Consider the following 21,722-nt stretch of genomic DNA (forward strand, 5'->3'; position numbering starts at 1 on the left):
CCGGATCGAACTCAGGAAGGATCAGTTAGTCCACGTAGCCTTCAGCGACACGCCCGAGAACGCGGCGTATCCGTTGAGCAGCACGTAGTACGTCCCCGTCTGCGGCGAGGCAAACGAGCAGCTTTCGGTGTTACCGGTCACGTACGGACGGCAGTCGTAGCTCGACGTCGTCGGCGCCGAACCGAACTTCACGTAAAGATCCGCATCGCCGGTGCCACCCGAGATCGCGATCTTCAGGCTCTTCGCGCCCGACGGGATCGCCACGGTGTACTTCAGCTGGCCGTTCTTCGCCGCCGACAATCCGGTCGCTGCGACGCCGTTCTGCAGCACGGTGCCACCACCGGTACCGCCAGACGAGCTCACGGTCACCGACGAGGTCTTCGTGCTGGTGGCGCCCGCATTGTCCGTCACGGTTTCAGCGACGCTGTACGTGCCTGCGGCGGTGTACGTGTGGCTCGGGCTGGTAGCCGTCGAGGTGCTGCCATCGCCGAAGGTCCAGGCATGCGACGCGATGCTGCCGTCGCTGTCGGTTGAGCTATCGGTAAAGGTGGCGAGGAGCCCGTTGGTCGCGACACTGAAGTTCGCAACCGGCGGCGCGTTGGTGCTGCCACCGCCGCCTCCGGTCACCCAGTTGGCCTGCGCGTACGTGTTGAGCTTACCGATATCGAAGCTGCCGAAGCCGGTCGCTTCGTCGAAGCCCGTCGCCGCGGTGTAACCGTGGCTCTGGTAGCCGTTGTTACCGGAGGTCACGTCATGCAGCAGCGAGGTCTGCGTCGGGAACGCCTGATAGAACTTCGACGCCGGGAAGCCGATCGCATTGTTCGCCGCGGATTCGATGCGCGCAAACGCACCGACGAACAGCGGCGAGGCAAGGCTGGTTCCGCCCACCTGCTCGGTCGATCCATTGACGACGATCAGCGCACCTGACGACGACGCCGCATCGAACGCAACGTCCGGACCGACGCGCTTGGTCGAACTGGATACCGACGACTGCCATGACGGTGCCGCCTCGTAGAGGCTGACGCCGCCACCCGTCGCCCACAGGCGCTGGTTGTTGTCGCCCTGGCTCGGCGCGATCGCCGAGAGGCCTTCGTTCCACACCGTTTCGCCCGACCACGTCGTGCCGCTGGTGGACAGCGTCGTACCACCGACCTGGATGACGTATGGCGAACTCGCCGGCTCACTCACCGAGTAGTGGGTCAGGTCGATCTTCACCGTACCGGCGGAATTCGCCACGTAGCCGGGCGAGCCCGAGGTGGGATCGGTCGACCACTGGTAGACACCCGCGTCGCCGGAAGCGATCGAGAAGGTCTGACCCTGAGCCACGGCCTGCTGGAAGATCGCGTCGTCAGCCGCCTGAGTACCCGACTGCTGCGCGGCGGTTTCGTCTTCGCCGAGCGATACGTTGATGAGCTTGGCGATGTTGTCGGTGACCGCGCGGTTATACGATGCGGTGATACCCGCATCGGTGATGCCCGACGAACTGGAATCGCCGTTGGCCGAGGTATAGAAAATCAGTTGCTTCACGCCTCCGGCGATACCGACGATGTCCTGGCTGTCCAGCGACCATTCGCCGTTGGAATCCGGATCGTTGGCGAACGTACCGCTCCCCACCTTGGTGATCGTGGAGTTCACCGTAGCCAGACCTGCGCCCGAGGTGAAGCTGTTGAGATCGGTCACCGTCTGCGTGATCGATCCCCAGGTGATGATGCCCACCGCGGTATTCGTGGCGGCCGGCAGGCTGCTGCCACCGTAGATAGCGGCGAAATCCTGAGGATGATGCGCAGCGACGGCGGCGGCAGCCTGCGTGCCGACGTTCGGTCCGGGAACCGTGACGTCCTCGGGGTGATATACGTGGTGCAGCGTGTGCTTGACGGACACGTTCTGCAGACCGAGCACGGCGTTGACACTGTCACCAAGCGACGCCGGGACCAGTGCGGGTGCATCGTTGGCAAAGAACTCACGGCCATTGGCGCTGAAGCGCTTGATCGACGTGCGGAACCCGTTCGTCGCGGCACCCGCCGTACCATCGGCAGAGATCAGCAGACGGTTCGGTGCGACTTCGATGTTGGTGAAGCCGGCCTGCTGCAGGTGGGCGACGACGGCGTCGACCTGCGATTGCGTCGGCCCGAAGCGTTCGGTGAACTGCGACGGCGTAAGGAACTTGCCGAAGAGTGCGTTACCCGGCGTGGTCACGCCGGCAAGGAAGGTCTGCAGCGCATCGGGATTGCGCAACTTCAGCGCGATTTCCACATGCAGCGGATGATCGGCTTCCAGTGCCGTGACCGCGGTGCCGTCTATCCGCGGTGAGCCCGTCATGTTCAACGTATAAGCATTGCCGGTCGTCGTCGCGCTGGTCGAACTCGCCGCCAGCACCTGGGTGCTGGCGGGCGGTGACATCGCCGCCTGCGTATGCGTCGAGACCCAGGCGTCTTCCGCATGCGCTGAAAGGGAGGACATCGCCAGCGCGATGGCAACCGTCAATGCGGTCTTCTCAATCTTCATGGATGGTCCTTCGTCTGCCCGTAAGTGGCCTGCCGTGAAGCGACAGGCCTGACACGTCCGGCTTTGCGGCGGCACCTCGGATTCCCTGCCCCGAATCACGAAAAACGCAGGAAACTACGAATGCGCCACCGGTCCGCCAGCTCTTCCCCCTGTCCATCAACGCATGACGGGTTCAGGCTTTCGCGAAGCTTTCGTGCCGGGTCAAGGCAGGAACACATGAGGGCGTGACGTGACGGACCACGCAGAATGAGGCACGGCGTCGGGGCTTCACGCCTCTGGGCAGGTGTGCAAGACCGATGCGTTACGACCGACCCGTTCGCACGATCTTGCGTCTTTGCCGAAAACGGGACGACCGCACGCGCACTCACGTGGACCGACGCGCACGCACCTGATCGAGCAGCGCGGCAACGACGGCGCGCCCCTGCGCGAGATCCATGAACTGCAGGGGCGCACGGTGTTCGAGTTCAGCGTGAGGGGTTCGCAGCCATCGTCCCAGCCAGGCGGCGGCGTCGAGGTTTACGTCGGGACCGCCTTCGACGGCGGCCCCGAGAGCGAGCAGCGTTTCGCCCAGGAAGACCGCGAGTGCCATGACGCCTTCGGATTCGCGGGGCGACAGTCGATCTTCGTCCACCACTTTCTGGCGAACGCGTACCCGATGCAGACCCAGGTAAAGCATGAGGTTGTCTTCGGACAGGCGCAGATCGTAGGCGAGGTCCATCACCAGCTCAGGCGGCAATCCGCGGCGGATCATCTCGACGCGCTCCAGCGGGGTCGCGCGTGCCATGTCGGCGTAGACCGGTGAAACGCCTTTGCGGCGCGGGGAAACTACCATGTCGTCACTCTCCGGATAACCAATGGCCCGGTAACGTGCCACAGCGCATAGCGTCATGACTTGAGAATCGGGACCGGTTTCCGCTTGCAGTCGCGGAACGAGCCTGTGTACCGTCGGGCGATTCCACCCGCCGGAGTCACGCGTGAAGCCACTGTCCCTGCTGCTTTCGACCTGCCTCGCCGCCTCGGCCGCCCTGCCCCTTGCCGCCGTCGCGGCGCCCGCGCATTTCGCGGTGGAGAACGGGCAATTCCTGCTGGACGGCAAGCCCTATGTGATTCGCTCCGGTGAAATGCATTACCCGCGCATTCCCCATGCCGAATGGCGTGACCGCCTGCGCAAGGCCCGGGCGATGGGTCTGAATACCATCACCACCTACGCATTCTGGAATGTGAGCGAGCCGGAGCCCGGTAAATTCGACTTCACCGGCGACAACGACATTGCGACCTTCGTGCGCACGGCGCAGGAAGAAGGCCTCAATGTGATTGTCCGACCCGGTCCGTTCGTCTGCGCGGAGTGGGAATTCGGCGGATTCCCGGCGTGGCTGCTGCGCACGCCAGGCCTCCGCGTGCGTTCGTACGACGCGCGTTTCCTCAGCGCCAGCGCCGCATGGTTCAAACGACTGGGACAGGAACTGGCTCCGCTGCAATCCACCCGTGGCGGTCCCATTCTGATGATGCAGGTGGAGAACGAATACGGTTACGTGGGTAACGATCGCGATTACATGGCTGCCATCCGCCAGCAGATGCTCGATGCCGGCTTCGACGTTCCCTTCTTCATGTCCAACGGACCGGGCCCCACCTGGATGAGTCGCGGCACGCTGCCCGGCATGCTTTCGGTCATCAACTTCACCGGCGACGCCACGAAAACCGAGCGCGCCTTCAGGCGGTCGGCAGCACAGATGGAAGGCATGCCGAAGATGGCTGGCGAATACTGGAGTGGCTGGTACGACCGCTGGGGCGAGGAGCACAAGACGCGCTCGACCGAAGAAGTCGCCGGCTCGCTCGGCTGGATGCTCGACCACAACATCTCATTCAACCTGTACATGGTGGACGGCGGGACCAACTTCGGCTGGATGAACGGCGCCAACAACGACGATACGCATTACCTGCCCGTCACCACGAGTTACGACTACGACTCGCCCATCGATGAAGCGGGCAGGCTCACGCCCAAATACGATGCGCTGCGCAAGGTGATCGCCGCGCATCTGCCCAAGGGTGAGCATCTGCCGAAGCCGCCGGCTTCGTCGCCCACGACCGCCACGGCGCGCGTCGAACTGCGTGAGTCGGTCGGCCTGCTCGATGCCCTGCCGACGCTTTCGGCACAGCCCAGGACCTCAGTGACACCGCAGGGGATGGAAAGCTTCGGGCAGAACTACGGCCTGATCCTCTACCGCAAGAAGCTCGACAACGACGCAAAGGGCAAGCTGGACGTGAACGATGTCCACGACTACGCCACCGTGCTGACGGACGGCCATGCGATCGGAACGCTGGACCGGCGCAAGGACGAACACAGCCTGCCCGTCGACCTGGAGAAAGGCAGCACACTCGACCTGATCGTCGAGAACATGGGCCGTATCAACATCGGCCCCGGCATGGAAGACGACTACAAGGGGATCACGTTCTCGGTCGAGCTGGCTGGAGAGGATCTGACGCAGTGGACGGTTTATCCGCTGCCGCTGAACGATCTTTCCGGCCTTAAGTACGGCTCGGGTGCGGCGCCCGGTGGCCCGGGGTTCTGGCATGGCACGCTCGAGGTTCCCACCGTGGCCGGCACGTTCCTCGATATGCGCGGCTGGCATAAGGGCAACGTCTGGATCAACGGGCACCATCTGGGCCGCTTCTGGGAAATCGGGCCGCAGCAGTCCTTGTACGTGCCGGCATCGTGGCTGCACAAGGGCAGGAACGACGTGGTCGTCCTCGAGATGCAGGGCGGCGGTTCGCACAGCGTCGCTGGCATGGCGAACCCGGTTTTCTCTACCAAACCAGCACCGTGAGAAGGTTCTTTACCGAATATGTGTAGGCCAGCGCTGACAGACGGACGTCCGAATACCGCTTATTGTTCATCCGCGCACGGCCCTCCCGGAGCCGTGTGTCACGCAACACGTCACTGACCGCCCCCCACTTGGTCAGTGATTTTGAGCGGCGCTCGATGCGCCGCTTTTTTTATCTCCGGCTTCCGCCACCGTCTCGTTCCATGAAGCCTTCAGCGAAGCGTCGGCAAAGTTCTTCGTCGCCAGGATACGGGCGTAATAAGGACCGGCGCGCGGTGCATCGAAGGTGCAGCGAGCGGCACCGTCGGTCAGCGCCACATGGCAGTCATAGCTGCTGTCGGTCGGCACCGATCCGAACTTCACGTAGAGCTCGGCCAACCCCGCCGGCCCCGTCAATTCGAGGTCCAGGTGAGACGCCCCCAGGGGCGGACGAGCGAAGTAATGCAGCTCGTAGGTCGCGACGGCCGACAGGCCCGGTCGCGCCGTTCCGTTGCGCAACTCCGGCGGGAAAGGCATGACGCGAACCGGCAACGTCCGGTCGAACGTCTTGCCCTCGCCATCCGCGATGGTCTCGCGCACCTCGTAGACGCCGACGCGCGAATACGCGTGGATGGGCGCGGCGGCCACGGACGTGGCGCCGTCGCCGAAGTCCCATGTCCGATTCAGGACCGTGCCCTCGGATTCATCGGTGAAGGAGGCCGTCAGCCCCTCCGCCACGACCGAGAAGGCCACGGGTCCGCCATAAGGCTTGGGCTGCGGCGCCACCTCGGCCGCCGGCATCGTCGTACTTCCCGTCACTTCCGGAGGCACCGAGGCCTCCTTTCCCACATTTCCGCAGGCGGAAATCGCGACGAGCGCCCCCAGAACGAAGCCCGACCGGCCGCCCATCCGTGCGTTGCTGTCCATTCGCCCCTCCCCTCGGCCGTCTCCGGCCGGATCATCGGTATAACCCACTCGCGCCACCTCGGCCTGCCCGCTGCCGATTCGGCGTGACGCTAGCGCGGCAGACCGGAAGAAGGCGTCAACAGCGGTTTTTCCCTCGAAGATCCCCGGCGACGCCGGCAGGCGTCGTCGCCACGAGTCGCCGCGCGAGTGGCGACGGCTGGTTCAGCGGACGCCGCGCATCCCCAGTACGGAAGCCTCCGCCTGCACGCGCCTCGATGCATCGGCCACTTCAATACTGACCACCGTCTTACCGATGGGCGCGAGCGCGATGCCCGCGAGCTTCAGGTGCTGGATGGCAAACGGAATGCCGATGATCGTGACGAAGCAGGCAATCGCGGACATCACATGTCCGATGGCCAGCCAGACGCCAGCGAGCAGAAACCAGATGATGTTGCCGATCGTGCCGAGCCCGCTGGTGCCGATGTCGCCGCGCCCGGTGAGGTCACGCCGGTTGACCGCCTCCTTGCCGAACGGGAAGAAGGTGAACGTTCCGATGACGAAACACGCACGCGCCCAGGGAATGCCGACGATGGTGATGAATGCAATCAGGCCGGCGAGCCACCAGCCCAGACCCATGACGAAGCCGCCAAGGATGAACCACAGAAAGTTGAAGATGGTGCGCATGTCGTCTTCCTTGTGAATGTACGGGAGTAACCTAGGACGGGCGCCGAGGGTGAGCAAGTGTCACTCGTCATAGCCCGCGTGCCTCGCGACGGTCAAAGCCACTCGCACGCCTCACCGGGCGCAACCCAGCCCGGTATCCGGAAGCCGGTGTCGGTCACTTCGCCGGGGACATGGCATCGATCCACGCAACGACCTGCATCCAATGTCGGCCGACAGCATATTTCCGAAACGAGGCGGGTCCACCGTTCATGGCCGAAAGGTCCGTGCCTTTTTCAAGGAGGAGCATGGCGATATTTTCGCGCTCGACGCCACCAAGTGCGGGCAGCCCATAACGTCCCGGCGTCGATGGGGCGATGCCGACCGAGAGTGCATACCGCACCATGCCGATGTCCCCGGCACTCGCCGCGATGTGCAGCAGCGTATTGCCATCGACTGCCGCGGCCCTGGGATCGCAACCGCGCTCGACGAGCCAACGGGCAATCGCTTCGCCCTGCCAGCGCCGCTTGTCGGTACTGAAATGATTGAGCAGCAATGTCACAGGCACTCGCCGTGCCTCCGCGTCGTGATCCGCGTCGTCACTGAAGGTCAGCGAGGGATGCGGCTCGGTCGCATGCTCTTCCCAGATGCGTTTGACGGACGCGAGATCGCCACCGCGGATCGCGGCGCGAAACGCACTGTCGATCTTCGCCTGATCCCGTCGCCCTGCCGTGTCCAGAAGACCCCGGGCGATCAACGGATCCACCAGAGTGATTCGGCCGTAACGCAAGGCTTCCTCCAGCAAGGAACCCAGATACGGTCGAAAACCAAGCGTTTCGTCGGGAAGCGTATGCGTGACCGGCGCACCGAGTTCGATCATGCGACGCATGGCTGCGTCATCATGCGATTGCTCATTGGACACGGCACGAAAAAGGATCTCACCGGCCTCGGCTGAGTCGAAACGGAAGCCCTCCGCCGCCATCGTCGTGACCGCTTCCTGGGAGAGATGAATCCACCTGTCCGCCCTCCCGACCTCGTCGATGGCGCGCTCGAACTCGACCACTTCCGGCGGCATGCCCACGTAACTCCCCAGAAAGTCCTCGACCGTATGAACGTCGTGACCCACGGCGATCGTGACCTTATAGACCGGAAGGTCGGTCACCGGTGCATGATAGACCGGTCGTAACGACCACAGGTTCGTCGTTTCGATGCGGCGCGCGAGCGCGGCCGCGGCGGCAGGTGACACGCGATACGCGTGGCGCCCAGAGACGTCGGCGTAATCGGCGCCTTCGTAGATGACGCTTCCATCACCCCGGACTTCGATCCGATAGGAAGGGCACGCGCCATAGCACTGCCCACGCGACAGCGACATTCGAATGTCCGCGAGTGGCGCTTTCGGAGCCGGAACGCGACGGGCAGGACGTTCCACCTCGGCCACCGTCTCCGAAACGATGGCGGTCACCGGTGCACCATCGACTTCGAAGGGCGCATACCGCCAGTGGGCCAGTCGCCCCAGGAGCGCGCGCCGGGAAACCGCCATCGGCGATTCGCCATCCAGATTCGCTCCCGTACTGAAGCAAGTTACGCGCCCTTCCGTGTCTATCCGGAGCAACAGATCAAATCCCCATCGCTCCGCTGTCGTGTCGAAGGGATAGTCGATCAGGGGCGCGGGAAACCTGCGATGGGATGCAGTGTCTGACTCATCGACTGGGTGGCCAAGCAGTTGCTCGGGCGAACACGGACCAGGCGCCGCGGCCCTGACCGTGGCCGACATGAAAAGGAAACTCAGAACCGCCGCGTACCGCATCCGTCCGTGCATTCGTTGTTCTCCCGCGCCGCGCGTGGCGCACCTGCCGATCTTCGCACGATCCTGCGAGCATGCGCAGGCCACGCTTGCACGGTTTTACGGCCAGGTGCTAGCATTTTCCCCGCTACCCCGTCGGGCGTAGCCGTAAGCGTTTACGTCAACCAACGCGCATATCTGGACAGACCGGCTCCCCGTGAGCGGCTGTTCGCTGCGCGGAGTGTGTGACGTGAATATGTTTACCCAACGCTTCACCGGGAACCTCTCGTTCCTGTCTGTTGTAAAGCGGCCGGCATCGATCGCCCTGCTTCTTTTCCTTCTCGTTGGATTCGCCGATGGCGCCATGCTGCCGTTCTTCGCCTTATGGGCGCAGGGCGAAGCCGGTATTCCCGTGGCGTGGATCGGCGTGCTCTTCGGCTGCTACGCGGGCGGAGAGATTCTCGCGACACCTTTTATCGGCGGCATCGCCGACCGTATAGGGCGACGGCCTGTACTGCTTTGCTCGACACTGGGCGTCGGACTTGGATTTGCGATGCTTTATTTTTCGCATGGGGTTTTCCAGGCCGCGTGTGTCCTGCTCTTCATCGGCGTAAGCGAGAGCGTCCTGCATCCGACGATTGCCACCGTTATCGCGGACACCATTCCCGGCGAGAAAACACGTTCCTACTTCTCCCTGGCGCGAGTGATGTCGAACATCGGGCGCGCCGCCGGCCCGGCCGTCGGGGCCGTTCTGGTCCTGCATTCCCTCGGAACCGTGTTTCTCGGATCCGCAGTTGCCCTGTTCGCGTGCGCCTGCCTTGTCGCCCTGGCGTTGCCGGAGACGCGCCGCGCCGGTTCGTTGGCGGACGATGACGATGAAGAGGGGCTCGCCTCGCTGCTTCCCGCTTTCCGCGATCGCCGCCTCGCCGGTCTGCTGGCCTGGGTCGTCCTTCTCGAAATGTCGAGCAGCTGGATCGAGGCCGTGCTTCCTCTCTATGCGCACGGCGCACACACGCTTACGCCATCCGGTGTCGGCAGCCTGTTCACCTATGGCGCGCTGCTCGTGGTCGTCTTCCAGTTTCCGCTTACGCGCATGACGCGGAACGCGTCGGAATCGACGCTGATCATCGCCAGCGGTGTGGTGCTGATGGGGGCGTTCGTAGCGCTCATGCTCTCGTCCGGCGTGACCACACTGATCATCGCGATGACCGGTTTCGCTTTCGCCGACATGCTGTTCGGGCCACTCGTTCCTGCCGCGGTCAACGCCATGGCCCAGGACGGCAACCGTGCGACCTACATGGCCGCTGTGTCGGTTGCGAACGACATCAAGGATACCGTCGGGCCCGCGACCGGCACCGCGCTGTTTGCTGTCGGGGTGCATGTGCCCTGGGTGGGAGGGATGGTGATCGCGGCGCTGGCGGCGTGGGGACTTGCTTCATCGATGAGACGCTCCCGGGGTCAAGACCGTCGTATCCCATAGCGATCCCTCGCCCGCTCGAGCGCCCCGTCGATTCCCTCCCGACGCCATCGTGCACAGACCAGGGCATAGGTGTGGACGAGCAGACCGGTCAGCGCTCCCACGCACAGAGCGAGAAACGCGAGATCAATCCAGCGGTCCAGTTCGATCGCCCACTGCGGTGGGTGGGCGTGACGTGCGATTACGTGAAGGGTGCCGGGATGCACAGAAGAGACCTGCCCTGCTTCGCCACCCCGATAGTGGGCCGCGACGCCCGGCATGGTTACGCGAATCCGGCCACCCGCCCGTCCCTGCCACCCCGCGATTCGTCCCCGGACCGGCGATATTCATCCCAACAGGCGCGACAGCACGGGCCACGCGGCGCACGATCGACGGCAACCAAAGGAGACCGACCATGGACCGCCGCACCCTGCTGAAGACCGCTCTCATCCTGCCCCTGCTGCCCCTCGCGGCCAAGGTGGACGCCTTCGTCACCGGCGGCGGTCGCTGGCTGAAACCCGGAGCATCCGGCTGGCCGACCGATGCCGACTGGGACGCGCTGAACCGGCAGGTGGGTGGCCGTCTCTCGATTCCGAAGAACCCGTTGCTGGACCCTGCTACCCGTGAGGACGCACTCGCTCACATCGGCAACCAATTCTACGTCGGCGATCAGCCGGGCCTTACGCAGACCGGCGCCTATTACCGGGCATGGACGTCGACGCCCAGCGCCCGTGTGCTGGCAGCCGAGAGCGCCGAGGACATCGCCACGGCCATCGCCTGGGCACGTCGACGCCGGGTGCGCCTGGTCGTTCGTGGCGGCGGTCACAGCTACCTCGGCGCGTCCAACGCACCGGACTCCCTGCTCATCTGGACTCGCCGGATGAACACCGTCGAGATGGTCGACAGCTTCGTGCCCAAGGGGGCCGCTTCCGGATCTATCGGCGTACCCGCGGCCCACGTCGGTGCGGGCGCCATGTGGATCGACGCGTACCACGCGGTAACCACGGTAGGCGGTCGCTACATCCAGGGCGGCGGCTGCACGACCGTCGGGTGCGCCGGTTTCACCAACGGCGGCGGCTTTGGCAGTCTCTCGAAGGGCTTCGGCACCGGTGCGTCAAACCTGCTGGAGGCGGAGGTCGTCACGGCGGACGGAAAGATCCGCATCGTCAACGCTTTCCAGGATCCCGAGCTGTTCTGGGCATTGAAAGGCGGTGGCGGTGGCAGCTTCGGCGTCATCACCCGCCTCACCTTCCGCACGCACGATTTGCCCGAACAGATCGGCGGGGTCCACGGACGCATCGAGGCGGATAGCGATGCGAGCTTCGTCGCGCTCGTCGCGCAGGTACTTCGACACTTTCGCGAGAACCTCTGCAATCCCCACTGGGGTGAGCAGATCGAATTCCATGGCGACCGCCACATCGATCTCTCGATGTTGTTCCAGGGACTCAGCGAAGACGAGGCGAAGGCGGCGTGGCAACCCTTCCTGCAGTGGGTTGCGGGCCGACCGGCTTACACGTGGGTCAAGCCGTTCTGGCTGAAGGCGATGCCGGCGCGGCACTTCTGGGACCTCGCTTTCTACCAGAAGCTAGGCCTGACCTTCGCTGTGCCGGACGACAGGCCGGGCGCGCCCGCTCATCACATGATGTGGGCGGGCGATAAGGAACAGGTGGGAACGTACATCCATGCCTATACGTCGGCATGGCTGCCTTCGCGTCTGCTTCAGGACAATCAGGTGGAGACACTGGCCACGGCGATCGTCGAGGCATCACGCGAGCTGGGCTTCTCGCTGCATTTCAACAAGGGGTTGTTCGGTGCTTCCGCGGAGACGCTGGCGCAGGCACGCGACACTGCGATGAATCCCGACGTGCTGGACGCCTTCGCCCTGGCCATCATTGCGAACGGTGGTCCGGCGGTTTTCGAGGGGCTGCCCGGCATGCATCGGGACGATGCGAAGGCGCAGCAAGGTGAAGACGCGACGCGGAAATCGTATGCGCGCCTGACGCGCGTCGCGCCGGGTGCGGGCGCGTATTTTTCCGAAAGCGATTTCTTCCAGAAGGACTATAAAAAAGCGTACTGGGGGACGAACGTACCTCGACTCGCGGCGGCCAAGCGGAAGTACGATCCCGAAGGAATATTCGCGGTGAGAAACGGGATCGGCTGAGGCAGGTGCTATCCCGCCGCGCGCGGATCAGTCGCCTCACGAGTTCCGCGCAATTCGCACGCGAGCTCATGCGTGTGCGCTTACCGCCATTCGAGCAAGGCGCTTAGGCGCCCATCAAAAATGGGTCGATTACCGGAGTACTCTCCTAGCTGACCTGAACCGATGGCGTCGAGAACCATCGGTCAAAATCGCCGTCTTTATAAAGCGATGCAGACTCAATCTCGGAGGCTGGGATCACCTTCAGCCATTCTGTAGCATCGAAGGATTGAAGTGCACCGTACCGAGCCAGATTTTCCACGAGATCGGTACGCTCCCGAATCAATTGGCGACCATAATTCTTCACCCCCGCGATAGTCGGCTCATCCGGGGATGCCTCCGACATCGACCTCACCGCCCTCAGCACGCGCACGAGTCTGGCTATGTCTCTGATCTCACTATCCAACGACGCTTTTCGATCAAACGCGCGCTTTAATGAGAATGCCCTGTATTCCGTTCGAGTCTCCGGCAAGAACTTCAGCGAATCTTTGTCTCGTGTTATGGAGAACGCCGGAATTAACTGGATGTGCACCATAGCGGATTCATGCACCCCACGAATTCCGGAGATCAGACCGCAGTAGACCTTCCTCGATTTGAGGCAAATCATGACGAGTGAGTCATCAGAGACAGCACGGCGAACCAGCTCATCGAGAGCGGTGACGTGCTCGGACATCTCGCGCCAGTAAGTCCACACGCTTACACGCCTGCTATCAGCTGGTGCCTTAAGGCGTTTCCGCCACCACAAGTACCCATTCGCCGCATGCCCAAAAAACGCTGCGAGCATGATCGCCCCGAGGAACGTCATGCTGTAGGGAACGGGAATTGCCTGGTGGAACCAGTCCATCAATTCGCGAAACCGGCCCTCTGAGGGAAGGTGTCGCCGTAGCGACGCGGCTATGGCAAACGCAATGCAGCCGATGCTGAAGCCTGCGATCACGCATGAGAAAAACAGCCGCTGTCCATCTGCGCGCGCCAGTCGAAAGCGCGTTCGATAGAAAATTGAGTTAAAAATGAAACCCGCCGCGAGCAGCGGCAAAATCCCTACTAGTGAAGCGCCACTAGATGTGCCCAAGTTCACCCTTCCCTGTGAAAAACTTGCCGCCGATATAAATGCCTACTTTTTTCGGAGACGCTCTATCGATTGCATCGCCTTTTTGCCTTCAGCCTCTGAGGTGTACAGGCCAGCATTGCCACGCACGTACAGGGCATCGCCTGAGACACGCATGGCCCGATCGCGTGCGGTGGCGACCTCTTCCCGCGCGAAACTCTGAGCAAGTTTGACCAAGCTATCGACTCGCTGCTGGGTGCTCAACCCGAGACCAGCCTTCGACTGAGAGTCGAGTAACTTGAGTGTCGCTTTCTTAAACGTTTTGAACGTCGCCATCGATGCTCCTCCCAGCGACACTTTGCGCGCCGCCACTTGGTATTTCAATAGGCTGGGGGCTCCACCGGCAGCAAGGATTCTCTGACAGTACCGTCGCCGCATAGAAAAAAGGCGCTGACCAGAGTCAGCGCCTTTTTAGAAAACTGGTAGCGGGGGTAGGATTCGAACCTACGACCTTCGGGTTATGAGCCCGACGAGCTGCCAGACTGCTCCACCCCGCATCAGAGTCAGCAAGTATACGGACATGGCCGGATTCTTGCAAGCGTTCTGCAACAAATAATCGGGAAAGTTCGCATCGGCTCAGAACCAGGGCGTCACCCCGCCCTTATTCGCCACCCTCCCCGCCCGATACGCCACTACGGTCCCAACCCATGGAACCGATCCTGTGGGCGAAAGACGCATAAAAAAGACGCGGACCGAGGTCCGCGCCTTTTCCGTCATTCATCGGGCGACGTCAGCCTCAGCTGGCGAACGCCTTCTGGCACCAGGCCAGCAGCGGCGACCAGGTGAAGCCCAGCACGAGCAGCGCGAGCGCGTTGATCGAGAGTACCCAGCGCGACGGCGCGTCGGCGACGGCACGCACGTCGGTGCCTTCCACCGGTGCGTCGAAGTACATGATCTTCACCACGCGCAGGTAGTAGTACAGGCCGATGATGGCGAACACGGCGCCGACCAGGGCCAGCCAGAGGAAGCCCGCGTCGACGGCGGCCTTCAGCACCAGCAGCTTGCCGAAGAAACCGAACAGCGGCGGCACACCAGCCAGCGAGAACATCACCAGAAGCATGAGGAACGCATACCACGGCGAACGCTGATTGAGCCCCTTGAGGTCGTCGATCTCTTCGCACTCGAAGCCCGAACGCGACAGAACGATGATCATGCCGAAGGCCGCGGCGCTGGTGAGCGCATAGCTGACCGCATAGAACATCGAGGCCGAGTAGCCTTCCGGACCGGCGTTGACCAGACCCAGCAGCAGATAGCCCATGTGCGAGATGGTCGAATAGGCCAGCAGGCGCTTGAGGTTGGTCTGCACGATGGCGACGAGGTTACCGATCGCCAGCGAGAGCACCGCCAGCGTCGCCAGCATCATCTGCCACTGCGGCGCCAGGCCGGTCGCGCCACCGGCGATATCGCCCATGCCGGTGGACAGCAGACGATAGGCCATACCGAACGCCGCCAGCTTCTGCGCCGAACCGATGAAGATGGTCACGGCGGTCGGCGAACCCTGGTACACGTCCGGGATCCACATGTGGAACGGAGCCGCGCCCAGCTTGAAGCCGATGCCGACGATCATGAAGACCAGGCCGAACAGCAGCAGGGTCTTCCACTCGGTGTTGACGATGGCGGCGTGGATCGTGTGCAGGTCGAGGCTGTGGGTCGCGCCGTAGACCATCGACATGCCGTACAGCAGCATGCCCGAGGCCAAAGCACCCAGCACGAAGTACTTGATCGCCGCTTCAGACGACAGCTGCGAATCGCGGTTCAGCGCGACCAGCGCATACGACGAAAGCGTCAGCAGTTCGAGACCGAGGTACACGGTAACGAGGCTGCCGGCGGAAACCAGGAACATGATGCCGACGGTGGCGAAGATGGTCAGCGTGTAAAACTCGCCGAACGGAATCGCCCGCGCCTTAAGGTACGGACGCGCGTAGACGAAGATCACGGCGGTGATCAGCAGCGAGAACACCTTCAGCACTTCCGCGACGCCGTCGCGGATGAACATGCCGCTGAAAGCGGTGATGCTGGTGTCCGGCTGACCGCTGACGACGAGGTACGCGCCGATCACCAGGACCAGGATGGAAAGCCAGTGGACTGCGCCCTTCTGTGCCGGCGAGAGCCATGCGTCCATGAGAAGCAGGACGCAGGCCGCCAGCACGAGGTAAACCTCGGGGAGCAGGATCAGGATGTCGTTGATACCAGGCATGGATAGTTCCCGCTCAGACTTTGGTGATGGCCAGCTGCTCGACGATCCGAGCAACCGAGGCATCCATCAGGTGCACCAGCGGCTCCGGCCAGATACCGAAGACCAGCACACCGGCGGCGAACGCGCTCAGCATGAAGATCTCGCGACCGTTGACGTCCGTCAGTTCCGCGACGTGCTTGTTCTTGACGTCGCCCCAGAGGACGCGCTTGACCATCCACAGCGTGTACGCCGCGCCGATGATCAGCGTGAACGCGGCGAACAGCGCGATCCACGGGTTGGCACTGAACGAGGCCAGGATGACCATGAACTCGCCGACGAAACCGCTGGTGCCCGGCAGGCCGCTGTTGGCCATGGCGAACAGCACGTAGAACGGGGCGAAGATCGGCATCACGTTGATGACGCCGCCGTAGTCCTTGATCTGGCGGGTATGCATACGGTCGTACAGCACGCCGATGCAGCTGAACATCGCGCCGGAGATGAAGCCGTGCGAAATCATCTGGACCATGGCGCCCTGCATGCCCAGGCGCGCGGCCTCGACATTGTTCGACTCACGCACCAGCAGGAAGGCGATGAAGATACCCAGAGTGACGAAACCCATGTGGGCGATCGACGAGTACGCCACCAGCTTCTTCATGTCCTGCTGCACGAGCGCGATGTAGCCGATGTAGCAGACCGCGATCAGGCTGAGGACGATGACCAGCCAGGCGAAGTGATGCGACGCGTCCGGCACCATCGGCAGGCTGAAGCGGAGGAAGCCGTAGCCACCGATCTTCAGCATGACCGCCGCCAGCACCACCGAACCGCCGGTAGGTGCTTCGACGTGGGCATCGGGCAGCCAGGTGTGTACCGGCACCATCGGCACCTTGATGGCGAAGCCCAGCAGGAAGGCGAAGAACAGCCAGCTCTGCTCGGTCATCGTCAGGTGCACGTTGGCCATGTCGGCCATGGCGAAGCTGCCGCCGGTCTTGTGATACAGGTAGATCAGGCCGATCAGCATGAAGATCGAGCCGAAGAACGTGTAGATGAAGAACTTCAGCGTGGCATACACACGGCGCGGACCACCCCAGATACCGATGAGGATGAACATCGGGATCAGCATGGCTTCGAAGAACACGTAGAACAGCAACGCATCCGTCGCGCAGAACACGCCGATCATCATGCCTTCGAGGATCAGCATGGCCGCCATGTACTGGTGCGGCTTGTTCTGGATGACTTCCCAGGCACCGACGATCACGAGGATCTGGGTGAAGGTGGTCAGTACGATGAGCGCGACGGAAATACCGTCGACGGCCAGCGAGTAGTTGATGCCCAGTGACGGAATCCAGCTGAACGATTCGTTGAGCTGAAGCGTACCGGTGGAGGCATCGTAGGCAGGCAGGAGGGCAAGGCTGGCGGCGAAGGTGGCAACCGCGACCAGCAGCGAGATCCAGCGGGCGAGACCCGGACGACCGGCGCCGGCCAACAGCACCGGAATGGCGCCGACGACCGGGAGCCAGATCAGCAGGCTGAGCAAGTGATTCGACATATAGCTCGTTTCCCTTATTGCCCGATCAGCCAGTACCCGCCGAGGAGCAGGATAAGACCGAGGATCATGGCGAACGCGTAGTGGAAGAGGAATCCGGATTGCAGGCGACGGGTGCCGCTCGCGATGCGCTGTACGAGGCCGGCCGAGCCGTTGACGATGGCGCCGTCGATGATGGCGGTATCGCCCACCTTCGAAAGACCTTCGCCCAGCTTGACGCCGCCCTTCGCGAACACCGCGAAGTAGAGTTCATCGATCCAGTACTTGTGGTCGAGCAGGTTGAACACCGGCTTCAACGCGTTCTTCGCCTTGTCGGCGACGGACGGGTTGAACAGGTAGACGTAGGTGGCGACGACGAAGCCCGCGAACGCGATCCAGAACGGCGGCTGCAGGAACCCATGCAGGCCGGCCGCCAGCGCACCATGGAACTCGTGACCGAGTTCGCCGAGCACGTTGTTGGCTTCGTTGACGTGGATCGCCTTGCCGAACCAGTCGCCGAACAGCATCGGACCGACCGTGAAAGCACCGATCAGGATGGACGGAATGGCCAGGAGCACCAGCGGTACCGTGACGACCCACGGCGACTCGTGCGGTGCATGCTCGAGAACGCCCGGCGTGTGATGGCCGTGATCGTCGTGCGCGTCGTGCGCGTCGTCGTGGTGGTCGGCATGGGCGTCATGACCGTGGCCATGCGCCTTGTGCTCGACGGTGAAGCGCTCCTTGCCATGGAAGGTCATGTACAGCAGGCGGAAGCTGTACAGCGAGGTCACGAAGACGCCGCCCATCACGCAGAAGTAAGCGTACGTCGCGCCCCAGCGATGCGACTCGCCGACGGCCTCGATGATCGCGTCCTTCGAATAGAAGCCCGAGAAGAACGGCGTACCGGCGAGGGCCAGCGAGCCGATCCACATCGTGATCCACGTCACCGGCATGTACTTGCGCAGGCCGCCCATGTAGCGCATGTCCTGCTCATGGTGCATGCCCATGATCACCGAACCCGCGCCGAGGAACAGCAGCGCCTTGAAGAAGGCGTGGGTCATCAGGTGGAACACGGCGCCGCTATAGGCGGACACGCCGAGCGCGACGGTCATGTAGCCGAGCTGCGAGAGCGTCGAGTACGCGATAACGCGCTTGATGTCGTTCTGCACGATACCGATCAGGCCGGTGAAGAAGGCCGTGGTCGAACCGATCACCAGGATGAAGGAAAGCGCACCCTCGGTCAGTTCGAAGATCGGCGACATGCGCGCGACCATGAAGATACCGGCGGTCACCATCGTCGCCGCATGGATCAGCGCGGAGATGGGGGTCGGGCCTTCCATCGAGTCCGGCAGCCACACGTGCAGCGGCACCTGGGCCGACTTGCCCATGGCACCGATGAACAGCAGGATGCCGATCACGGTCGCGGCGTCCCACGCATGGTTCTGCGTGATCTGCAGCGTCTTGCCGACCAGCTCGGGAGCGTGGTCGAAGGCGGTCTGGTAGTCCAGCGTCCCCATGAAGTACAGGATGGCCGAGATACCGAGCAGGAAACCGAAGTCGCCCACGCGGTTGACCAGGAATGCCTTGAGGTTAGCGAAGATCGCGGTCGGACGCTTGTACCAGAAGCCGATCAGCAGGTACGACACCAGGCCCACCGCTTCCCAGCCGAAGAACAGCTGCATGAAGTTGTTGCTCATGACGAGCATCAGCATCGAGAAGGTGAACAGGGAGATGTAGCTGAAGAAGCGCGTATAGCCCGGGTCTTCTTCCATGTAGCCGATGGTGTACAGGTGCACCAGCAGCGACACGAAGGTCACCACCACCATCATCATGGCGGTGAGACGGTCGACCATGAAGCCGACCGACGCGTGGTACTTGCCGATCTCGAACCAGGTGTAGATGTCCTGGTTGAAGTTCTGCGCACCGGCGAAGACCAGCTGGTAAAGCACGTAGAACGAAAGGGCGCAGGAGATGCCGACACCGAGGATGGTCGCGGTGTGCGCCCCTGCCCGGCCGATCACCCGACCGAACAGGCCGGCCAGGATCGAGCCCACCAGCGGCGCCAGTGCGATCGTCAGCAGGATTGAAAGCGAGAGACTCATCGGATCAACCCTTCATGCTGTCGATTTCGGCGACATTGATCGTGCTGCGGTTACGGAACAGCAGGACCAGGATCGCCAGGCCGATGGCGGATTCCGCCGCGGCCACGGTGAGGATGAAGAACACGAAGACCTGGCCGCCGACATCGCCGAAAAAGCGCGAGAAGGCGACGAAGTTGGTGTTCACCGCCAGGAGCATGAGCTCGATCGCCATGAGCAGCACGATCACGTTCTTGCGGTTGATGAACAGTCCGGCGACCGCGATGCAGAAGAGGATCGCGCCGAGGACGATGTAATGGGAAAGCGTGATCACTTGGCGTTCTCCTGCGTCGGATCGACAACCGGGGCCGGAGCCGGGCTGACGGAAGCCATGGTTTCGCTGGCGACCTTGACCACGCGGACGCGGTCGGTGGCCTGGACCACCACCTGCTGCGAGGCGGTCTGGTGCTTCACGCCCAGACGCTGGCGGAGGGTCAGGGCCACGGCGGCCACCACGCCCACGGTCAGGATCAGTGCGGCGATCTCGAACGGAAGCAGGAAGTCGGTGTACAGGGCCTTGCCCAGCCAGGCGACGTTGGACTCGCCCGCCGGGTTGGGACCGAGCGTATGGGCGTGCATGGCCTTGACGCCGATCATCGCCAGCATTTCGACCAGCATGACCAGGGCGACGATGATGCCGACCGGCAGGTAGCGGATGAAGCCCTCGCGGACGACCTCCTGCTTGATGTCGAGCATCATGACGACGAAGAGGAACAGCACCATCACCGCGCCGACGTAGACGACGACGAGGGCGATGGCGAGGAACTCCGCTTCGGCCAGCAGCCAGACGCAGGCCATGCTGAAAAAGGTCAGCACAAGCGAGAGCACGGCATGCACCGAGTTCTTCACGGTGATGACCATCAGCGCGGCAATCACGGATATGCCGGCGAAGAGGTAGAAACAGATGAGTTGGAGCAGATCGGTATTCATCGCTTGTTCTCCGGGCGCCTCAGCGGTAAGCCGCGTCTTGCGCGCGGGCGGCAGCGATGTCCTGCTCGAAGCGGTCACCGATGGCCAGCAGCTGGCCCTTGGTCACCACGTTTTCGCCGCGATGTTCGAAGTGGTACTCGTGCACGTGCGTTTCGACGATGGAGTCGACCGGGCAGCTCTCTTCGCAGAAACCGCAGAAGATGCACTTGAACAGGTCGATGTCGTAACGCGTGGTGCGGCGCTGGCCGTCTTCCGGCCGCGGAGCCGAGTCGATCGTGATGGCCAGGGCCGGGCACACCGCCTCGCAAAGCTTGCACGCGATGCAGCGCTCTTCACCGTTGGCGTAACGGCGCAGAGCATGCAGACCACGGAAGCGGTTCGACTTGGGGATGTGCTCGAACGGGTAGCGCATCGTGTACTTCGGGCTGAACATGTAGCGCATGGTCAGGCCCATGCCGGCGAACAGCTCGAGGAGCAGGAGGCTCTTCAGGTAATGGATAACGCGGGTCATGGCGATCAGGCTCCCGTGCCGAGGTGGACCCAGCCGAAATACTTCAAGCAGCCGGCGACGAGGACCCAGACGATGGTGATGGGGATGAAGACCTTCCAGCCGAGGCGCATGATCTGGTCATAGCGGTAGCGCGGGAAGCTCGCGCGGAACCACAGGAACAGGAAGGCGAAGATGAAGGCCTTGATGAACAGCCAGTGGAAACCGCCGTGACCGAGCAGGCCCCACGATTCCGGGAACGGCGACAGCCAGCCACCCATGAAGAAGATCGAGGTCAGGAAGCTGACCAGGATCATGTTGGCGTATTCCGCGAGGAAGAACAGCGCGAACGGCGAGCCGGAGTATTCGACGTGGAAGCCCGCGACGATTTCCGATTCGCCTTCCGCCACGTCGAACGGTGCGCGGTTGGTTTCCGCCACGCCCGAGACGAAGTAGACGACGAACACCGGCAGCAGCGGCAGCCAGTACCAGGTGAAGAAGTTGCCCGCCTGCGCGTTGACGATGGCCGAGAGGTTCAGGCTACCGGTGAGCACCAGCACGCAGACGATCGACATGCCCATGGCCAGCTCGTACGAGATGACCTGAGCCGCCGCGCGCATGGCGCCGAGCATCGCGTAACGCGAGTTGGACGACCAGCCGGCGAGGATGATGCCGTACACGCCCATCGAGGTCATGGCCAGCAGGTAGAGCACGCCGGCGTTGACGTTGGCGAGCACGACTTCCGGACCGAACGGCACCACCGCCCACGCGGCGAGCGCCGGTACCAGCGCCAGCAGCGGCGCGAGGTAATAGAGCACGCGGTTGGCGTTGGTCGGAAGGATGACTTCCTTCAGCAGCAGCTTGACGACGTCGGCGAAGGCCTGAAGCAGACCGGCGGGACCGACCTTGTTCGGCCCCATGCGGACGTGCATCCAGCCCAGCACCTTGCGCTCCCACCAGACGTACAGTGCGACGCCGATGACCAGCGGCAGCACGATCGCCAGGATGAAGAGGATCGGCAGCAACAGGTGGTCGAAGAGTTGATCGGCCATG

Annotated in this window: 17 protein-coding genes and 1 tRNA gene; 3 read left to right on the plus strand and 15 right to left on the minus strand. The window is 63.0% G+C overall.

Annotated features, from left to right (window positions below):
- Nucleotides 1-21: 21 nt before the first annotated feature.
- Entirely contained in the window at nt 22-2,505 is a 2,484-nt protein-coding gene (locus tag B5X73_RS06170) for a protease pro-enzyme activation domain-containing protein (protein WP_139382671.1), read from the minus strand.
- A gap of 364 nt (nt 2,506-2,869) precedes the next feature.
- The gene (locus B5X73_RS06175; RefSeq protein WP_176167747.1) at nt 2,870-3,337 is read right to left on the minus strand and encodes an antitoxin Xre/MbcA/ParS toxin-binding domain-containing protein; all 468 of its coding nucleotides are present in this window, start codon (nt 3,335-3,337) and stop codon (nt 2,870-2,872) included.
- 142 nt (nt 3,338-3,479) lie between these two features.
- On the opposite strand from B5X73_RS06175, the gene B5X73_RS06180 reads away from it, so the two are divergent.
- Nucleotides 3,480-5,330 (plus strand): glycoside hydrolase family 35 protein, encoded by a 1,851-nt coding sequence (locus B5X73_RS06180; protein ID WP_139382672.1) that lies wholly within the window; start codon nt 3,480-3,482, stop codon nt 5,328-5,330.
- A 132-nt stretch (nt 5,331-5,462) separates the two neighbouring features.
- Here B5X73_RS06180 and B5X73_RS06185 read toward each other — a convergent pair whose 3' ends face one another.
- From B5X73_RS06185 to B5X73_RS06195, 3 genes are all read right to left on the minus strand, one after another.
- Nucleotides 5,463-6,107, minus strand: a complete 645-nt coding sequence (locus tag B5X73_RS06185; protein ID WP_176167748.1) for a PKD domain-containing protein — start codon at nt 6,105-6,107, stop codon at nt 5,463-5,465.
- Nucleotides 6,108-6,434: 327 nt separating this feature from the next.
- A complete protein-coding gene (locus B5X73_RS06190) occupies nt 6,435-6,896 on the minus strand; it encodes a YccF domain-containing protein (protein WP_079520981.1) in 462 nt (153 codons plus the stop codon).
- Between the two features lie 154 nt (nt 6,897-7,050).
- A complete protein-coding gene (locus tag B5X73_RS06195; protein ID WP_079520982.1) occupies nt 7,051-8,412 on the minus strand; it encodes an ankyrin repeat domain-containing protein in 1,362 nt (453 codons plus the stop codon).
- A 499-nt stretch (nt 8,413-8,911) separates the two neighbouring features.
- On the opposite strand from B5X73_RS06195, the gene B5X73_RS06200 reads away from it, so the two are divergent.
- Both B5X73_RS06200 and B5X73_RS06205 read left to right on the plus strand, forming a co-directional pair.
- Complete coding sequence (locus B5X73_RS06200; protein WP_079520983.1) at nt 8,912-10,135, plus strand: MFS transporter; 1,224 nt, start codon at nt 8,912-8,914, stop codon at nt 10,133-10,135.
- Nucleotides 10,136-10,526: 391 nt separating this feature from the next.
- Nucleotides 10,527-12,272 (plus strand): FAD-dependent oxidoreductase, encoded by a 1,746-nt coding sequence (locus B5X73_RS06205; protein ID WP_079520984.1) that lies wholly within the window; start codon nt 10,527-10,529, stop codon nt 12,270-12,272.
- 145 nt (nt 12,273-12,417) lie between these two features.
- Here the strand turns inward: B5X73_RS06205 and B5X73_RS06210 are convergent, their stop codons facing one another.
- The 10 genes from B5X73_RS06210 to nuoH all read right to left on the minus strand — a co-directional run bounded on the left by B5X73_RS06210 (nt 12,418) and on the right by nuoH (nt 21,721).
- Nucleotides 12,418-13,380, minus strand: a complete 963-nt coding sequence (locus tag B5X73_RS06210) for a DUF6338 family protein (RefSeq protein ID WP_139382675.1) — start codon at nt 13,378-13,380, stop codon at nt 12,418-12,420.
- A 42-nt stretch (nt 13,381-13,422) separates the two neighbouring features.
- Nucleotides 13,423-13,692: a hypothetical protein gene (locus B5X73_RS06215; protein WP_036112231.1), complete on the minus strand. Its 270-nt coding sequence runs from the start codon at nt 13,690-13,692 to the stop codon at nt 13,423-13,425.
- 144 nt (nt 13,693-13,836) lie between these two features.
- A tRNA-Met gene (locus B5X73_RS06220) sits at nt 13,837-13,913 on the minus strand.
- A gap of 239 nt (nt 13,914-14,152) precedes the next feature.
- The gene (gene nuoN, locus B5X73_RS06225; RefSeq protein ID WP_036112228.1) at nt 14,153-15,613 is read right to left on the minus strand and encodes an NADH-quinone oxidoreductase subunit NuoN; all 1,461 of its coding nucleotides are present in this window, start codon (nt 15,611-15,613) and stop codon (nt 14,153-14,155) included.
- A 13-nt stretch (nt 15,614-15,626) separates the two neighbouring features.
- Nucleotides 15,627-17,138: an NADH-quinone oxidoreductase subunit M gene (locus B5X73_RS06230; RefSeq protein ID WP_036112225.1), complete on the minus strand. Its 1,512-nt coding sequence runs from the start codon at nt 17,136-17,138 to the stop codon at nt 15,627-15,629.
- 14 nt (nt 17,139-17,152) lie between these two features.
- Entirely contained in the window at nt 17,153-19,216 is a 2,064-nt protein-coding gene (gene nuoL, locus B5X73_RS06235) for an NADH-quinone oxidoreductase subunit L (protein ID WP_079520986.1), read from the minus strand.
- Nucleotides 19,217-19,220: 4 nt separating this feature from the next.
- Entirely contained in the window at nt 19,221-19,526 is a 306-nt protein-coding gene (gene nuoK, locus B5X73_RS06240; protein WP_036112219.1) for an NADH-quinone oxidoreductase subunit NuoK, read from the minus strand.
- A complete protein-coding gene (locus tag B5X73_RS06245) occupies nt 19,523-20,182 on the minus strand; it encodes an NADH-quinone oxidoreductase subunit J (protein ID WP_036112216.1) in 660 nt (219 codons plus the stop codon). The genes nuoK and B5X73_RS06245 overlap by 4 nt, the downstream gene beginning before the upstream one ends.
- Nucleotides 20,183-20,201: 19 nt before the next feature.
- The gene (gene nuoI, locus B5X73_RS06250; RefSeq protein WP_036112213.1) at nt 20,202-20,693 is read right to left on the minus strand and encodes an NADH-quinone oxidoreductase subunit NuoI; all 492 of its coding nucleotides are present in this window, start codon (nt 20,691-20,693) and stop codon (nt 20,202-20,204) included.
- 5 nt (nt 20,694-20,698) lie between these two features.
- Nucleotides 20,699-21,721, minus strand: coding sequence for an NADH-quinone oxidoreductase subunit NuoH (gene nuoH / locus B5X73_RS06255; protein WP_036112211.1), 1,023 nt, complete (start codon nt 21,719-21,721; stop codon nt 20,699-20,701).
- Between the last annotated feature and the right edge of the window lies 1 nt (nt 21,722).

Origin of the sequence: Luteibacter sp. 22Crub2.1 (genome assembly GCF_900167995.1) — a bacterium.
GTDB classification, from domain to species: domain Bacteria; phylum Pseudomonadota; class Gammaproteobacteria; order Xanthomonadales; family Rhodanobacteraceae; genus Luteibacter; species Luteibacter mycovicinus.

What these genes read in the sequence shown, in the direction of transcription:
- nuoN (WP_036112228.1), bottom strand. Translation starts at nt 15,613, where the DNA reads ATGCCTGGTATCAACGACATCCTGATCCTGCTCCCCGAGGTTTACCTC.
- B5X73_RS06190 (WP_079520981.1), bottom strand. Translation starts at nt 6,896, where the DNA reads ATGCGCACCATCTTCAACTTTCTGTGGTTCATCCTTGGCGGCTTCGTC.
- B5X73_RS06170 (WP_139382671.1), bottom strand. Translation starts at nt 2,505, where the DNA reads ATGAAGATTGAGAAGACCGCATTGACGGTTGCCATCGCGCTGGCGATG.
- nuoL (WP_079520986.1), bottom strand. Translation starts at nt 19,216, where the DNA reads ATGAGTCTCTCGCTTTCAATCCTGCTGACGATCGCACTGGCGCCGCTG.
- nuoI (WP_036112213.1), bottom strand. Translation starts at nt 20,693, where the DNA reads ATGACCCGCGTTATCCATTACCTGAAGAGCCTCCTGCTCCTCGAGCTG.
- B5X73_RS06205 (WP_079520984.1), top strand. Translation starts at nt 10,527, where the DNA reads ATGGACCGCCGCACCCTGCTGAAGACCGCTCTCATCCTGCCCCTGCTG.
- B5X73_RS06230 (WP_036112225.1), bottom strand. Translation starts at nt 17,138, where the DNA reads ATGTCGAATCACTTGCTCAGCCTGCTGATCTGGCTCCCGGTCGTCGGC.
- B5X73_RS06215 (WP_036112231.1), bottom strand. Translation starts at nt 13,692, where the DNA reads ATGGCGACGTTCAAAACGTTTAAGAAAGCGACACTCAAGTTACTCGAC.
- B5X73_RS06200 (WP_079520983.1), top strand. Translation starts at nt 8,912, where the DNA reads ATGTTTACCCAACGCTTCACCGGGAACCTCTCGTTCCTGTCTGTTGTA.
- B5X73_RS06175 (WP_176167747.1), bottom strand. Translation starts at nt 3,337, where the DNA reads ATGGTAGTTTCCCCGCGCCGCAAAGGCGTTTCACCGGTCTACGCCGAC.
- B5X73_RS06185 (WP_176167748.1), bottom strand. Translation starts at nt 6,107, where the DNA reads ATGCCGGCGGCCGAGGTGGCGCCGCAGCCCAAGCCTTATGGCGGACCC.
- B5X73_RS06195 (WP_079520982.1), bottom strand. Translation starts at nt 8,412, where the DNA reads ATGGCGGTTTCCCGGCGCGCGCTCCTGGGGCGACTGGCCCACTGGCGG.
- nuoH (WP_036112211.1), bottom strand. Translation starts at nt 21,721, where the DNA reads ATGGCCGATCAACTCTTCGACCACCTGTTGCTGCCGATCCTCTTCATC.
- B5X73_RS06245 (WP_036112216.1), bottom strand. Translation starts at nt 20,182, where the DNA reads ATGAATACCGATCTGCTCCAACTCATCTGTTTCTACCTCTTCGCCGGC.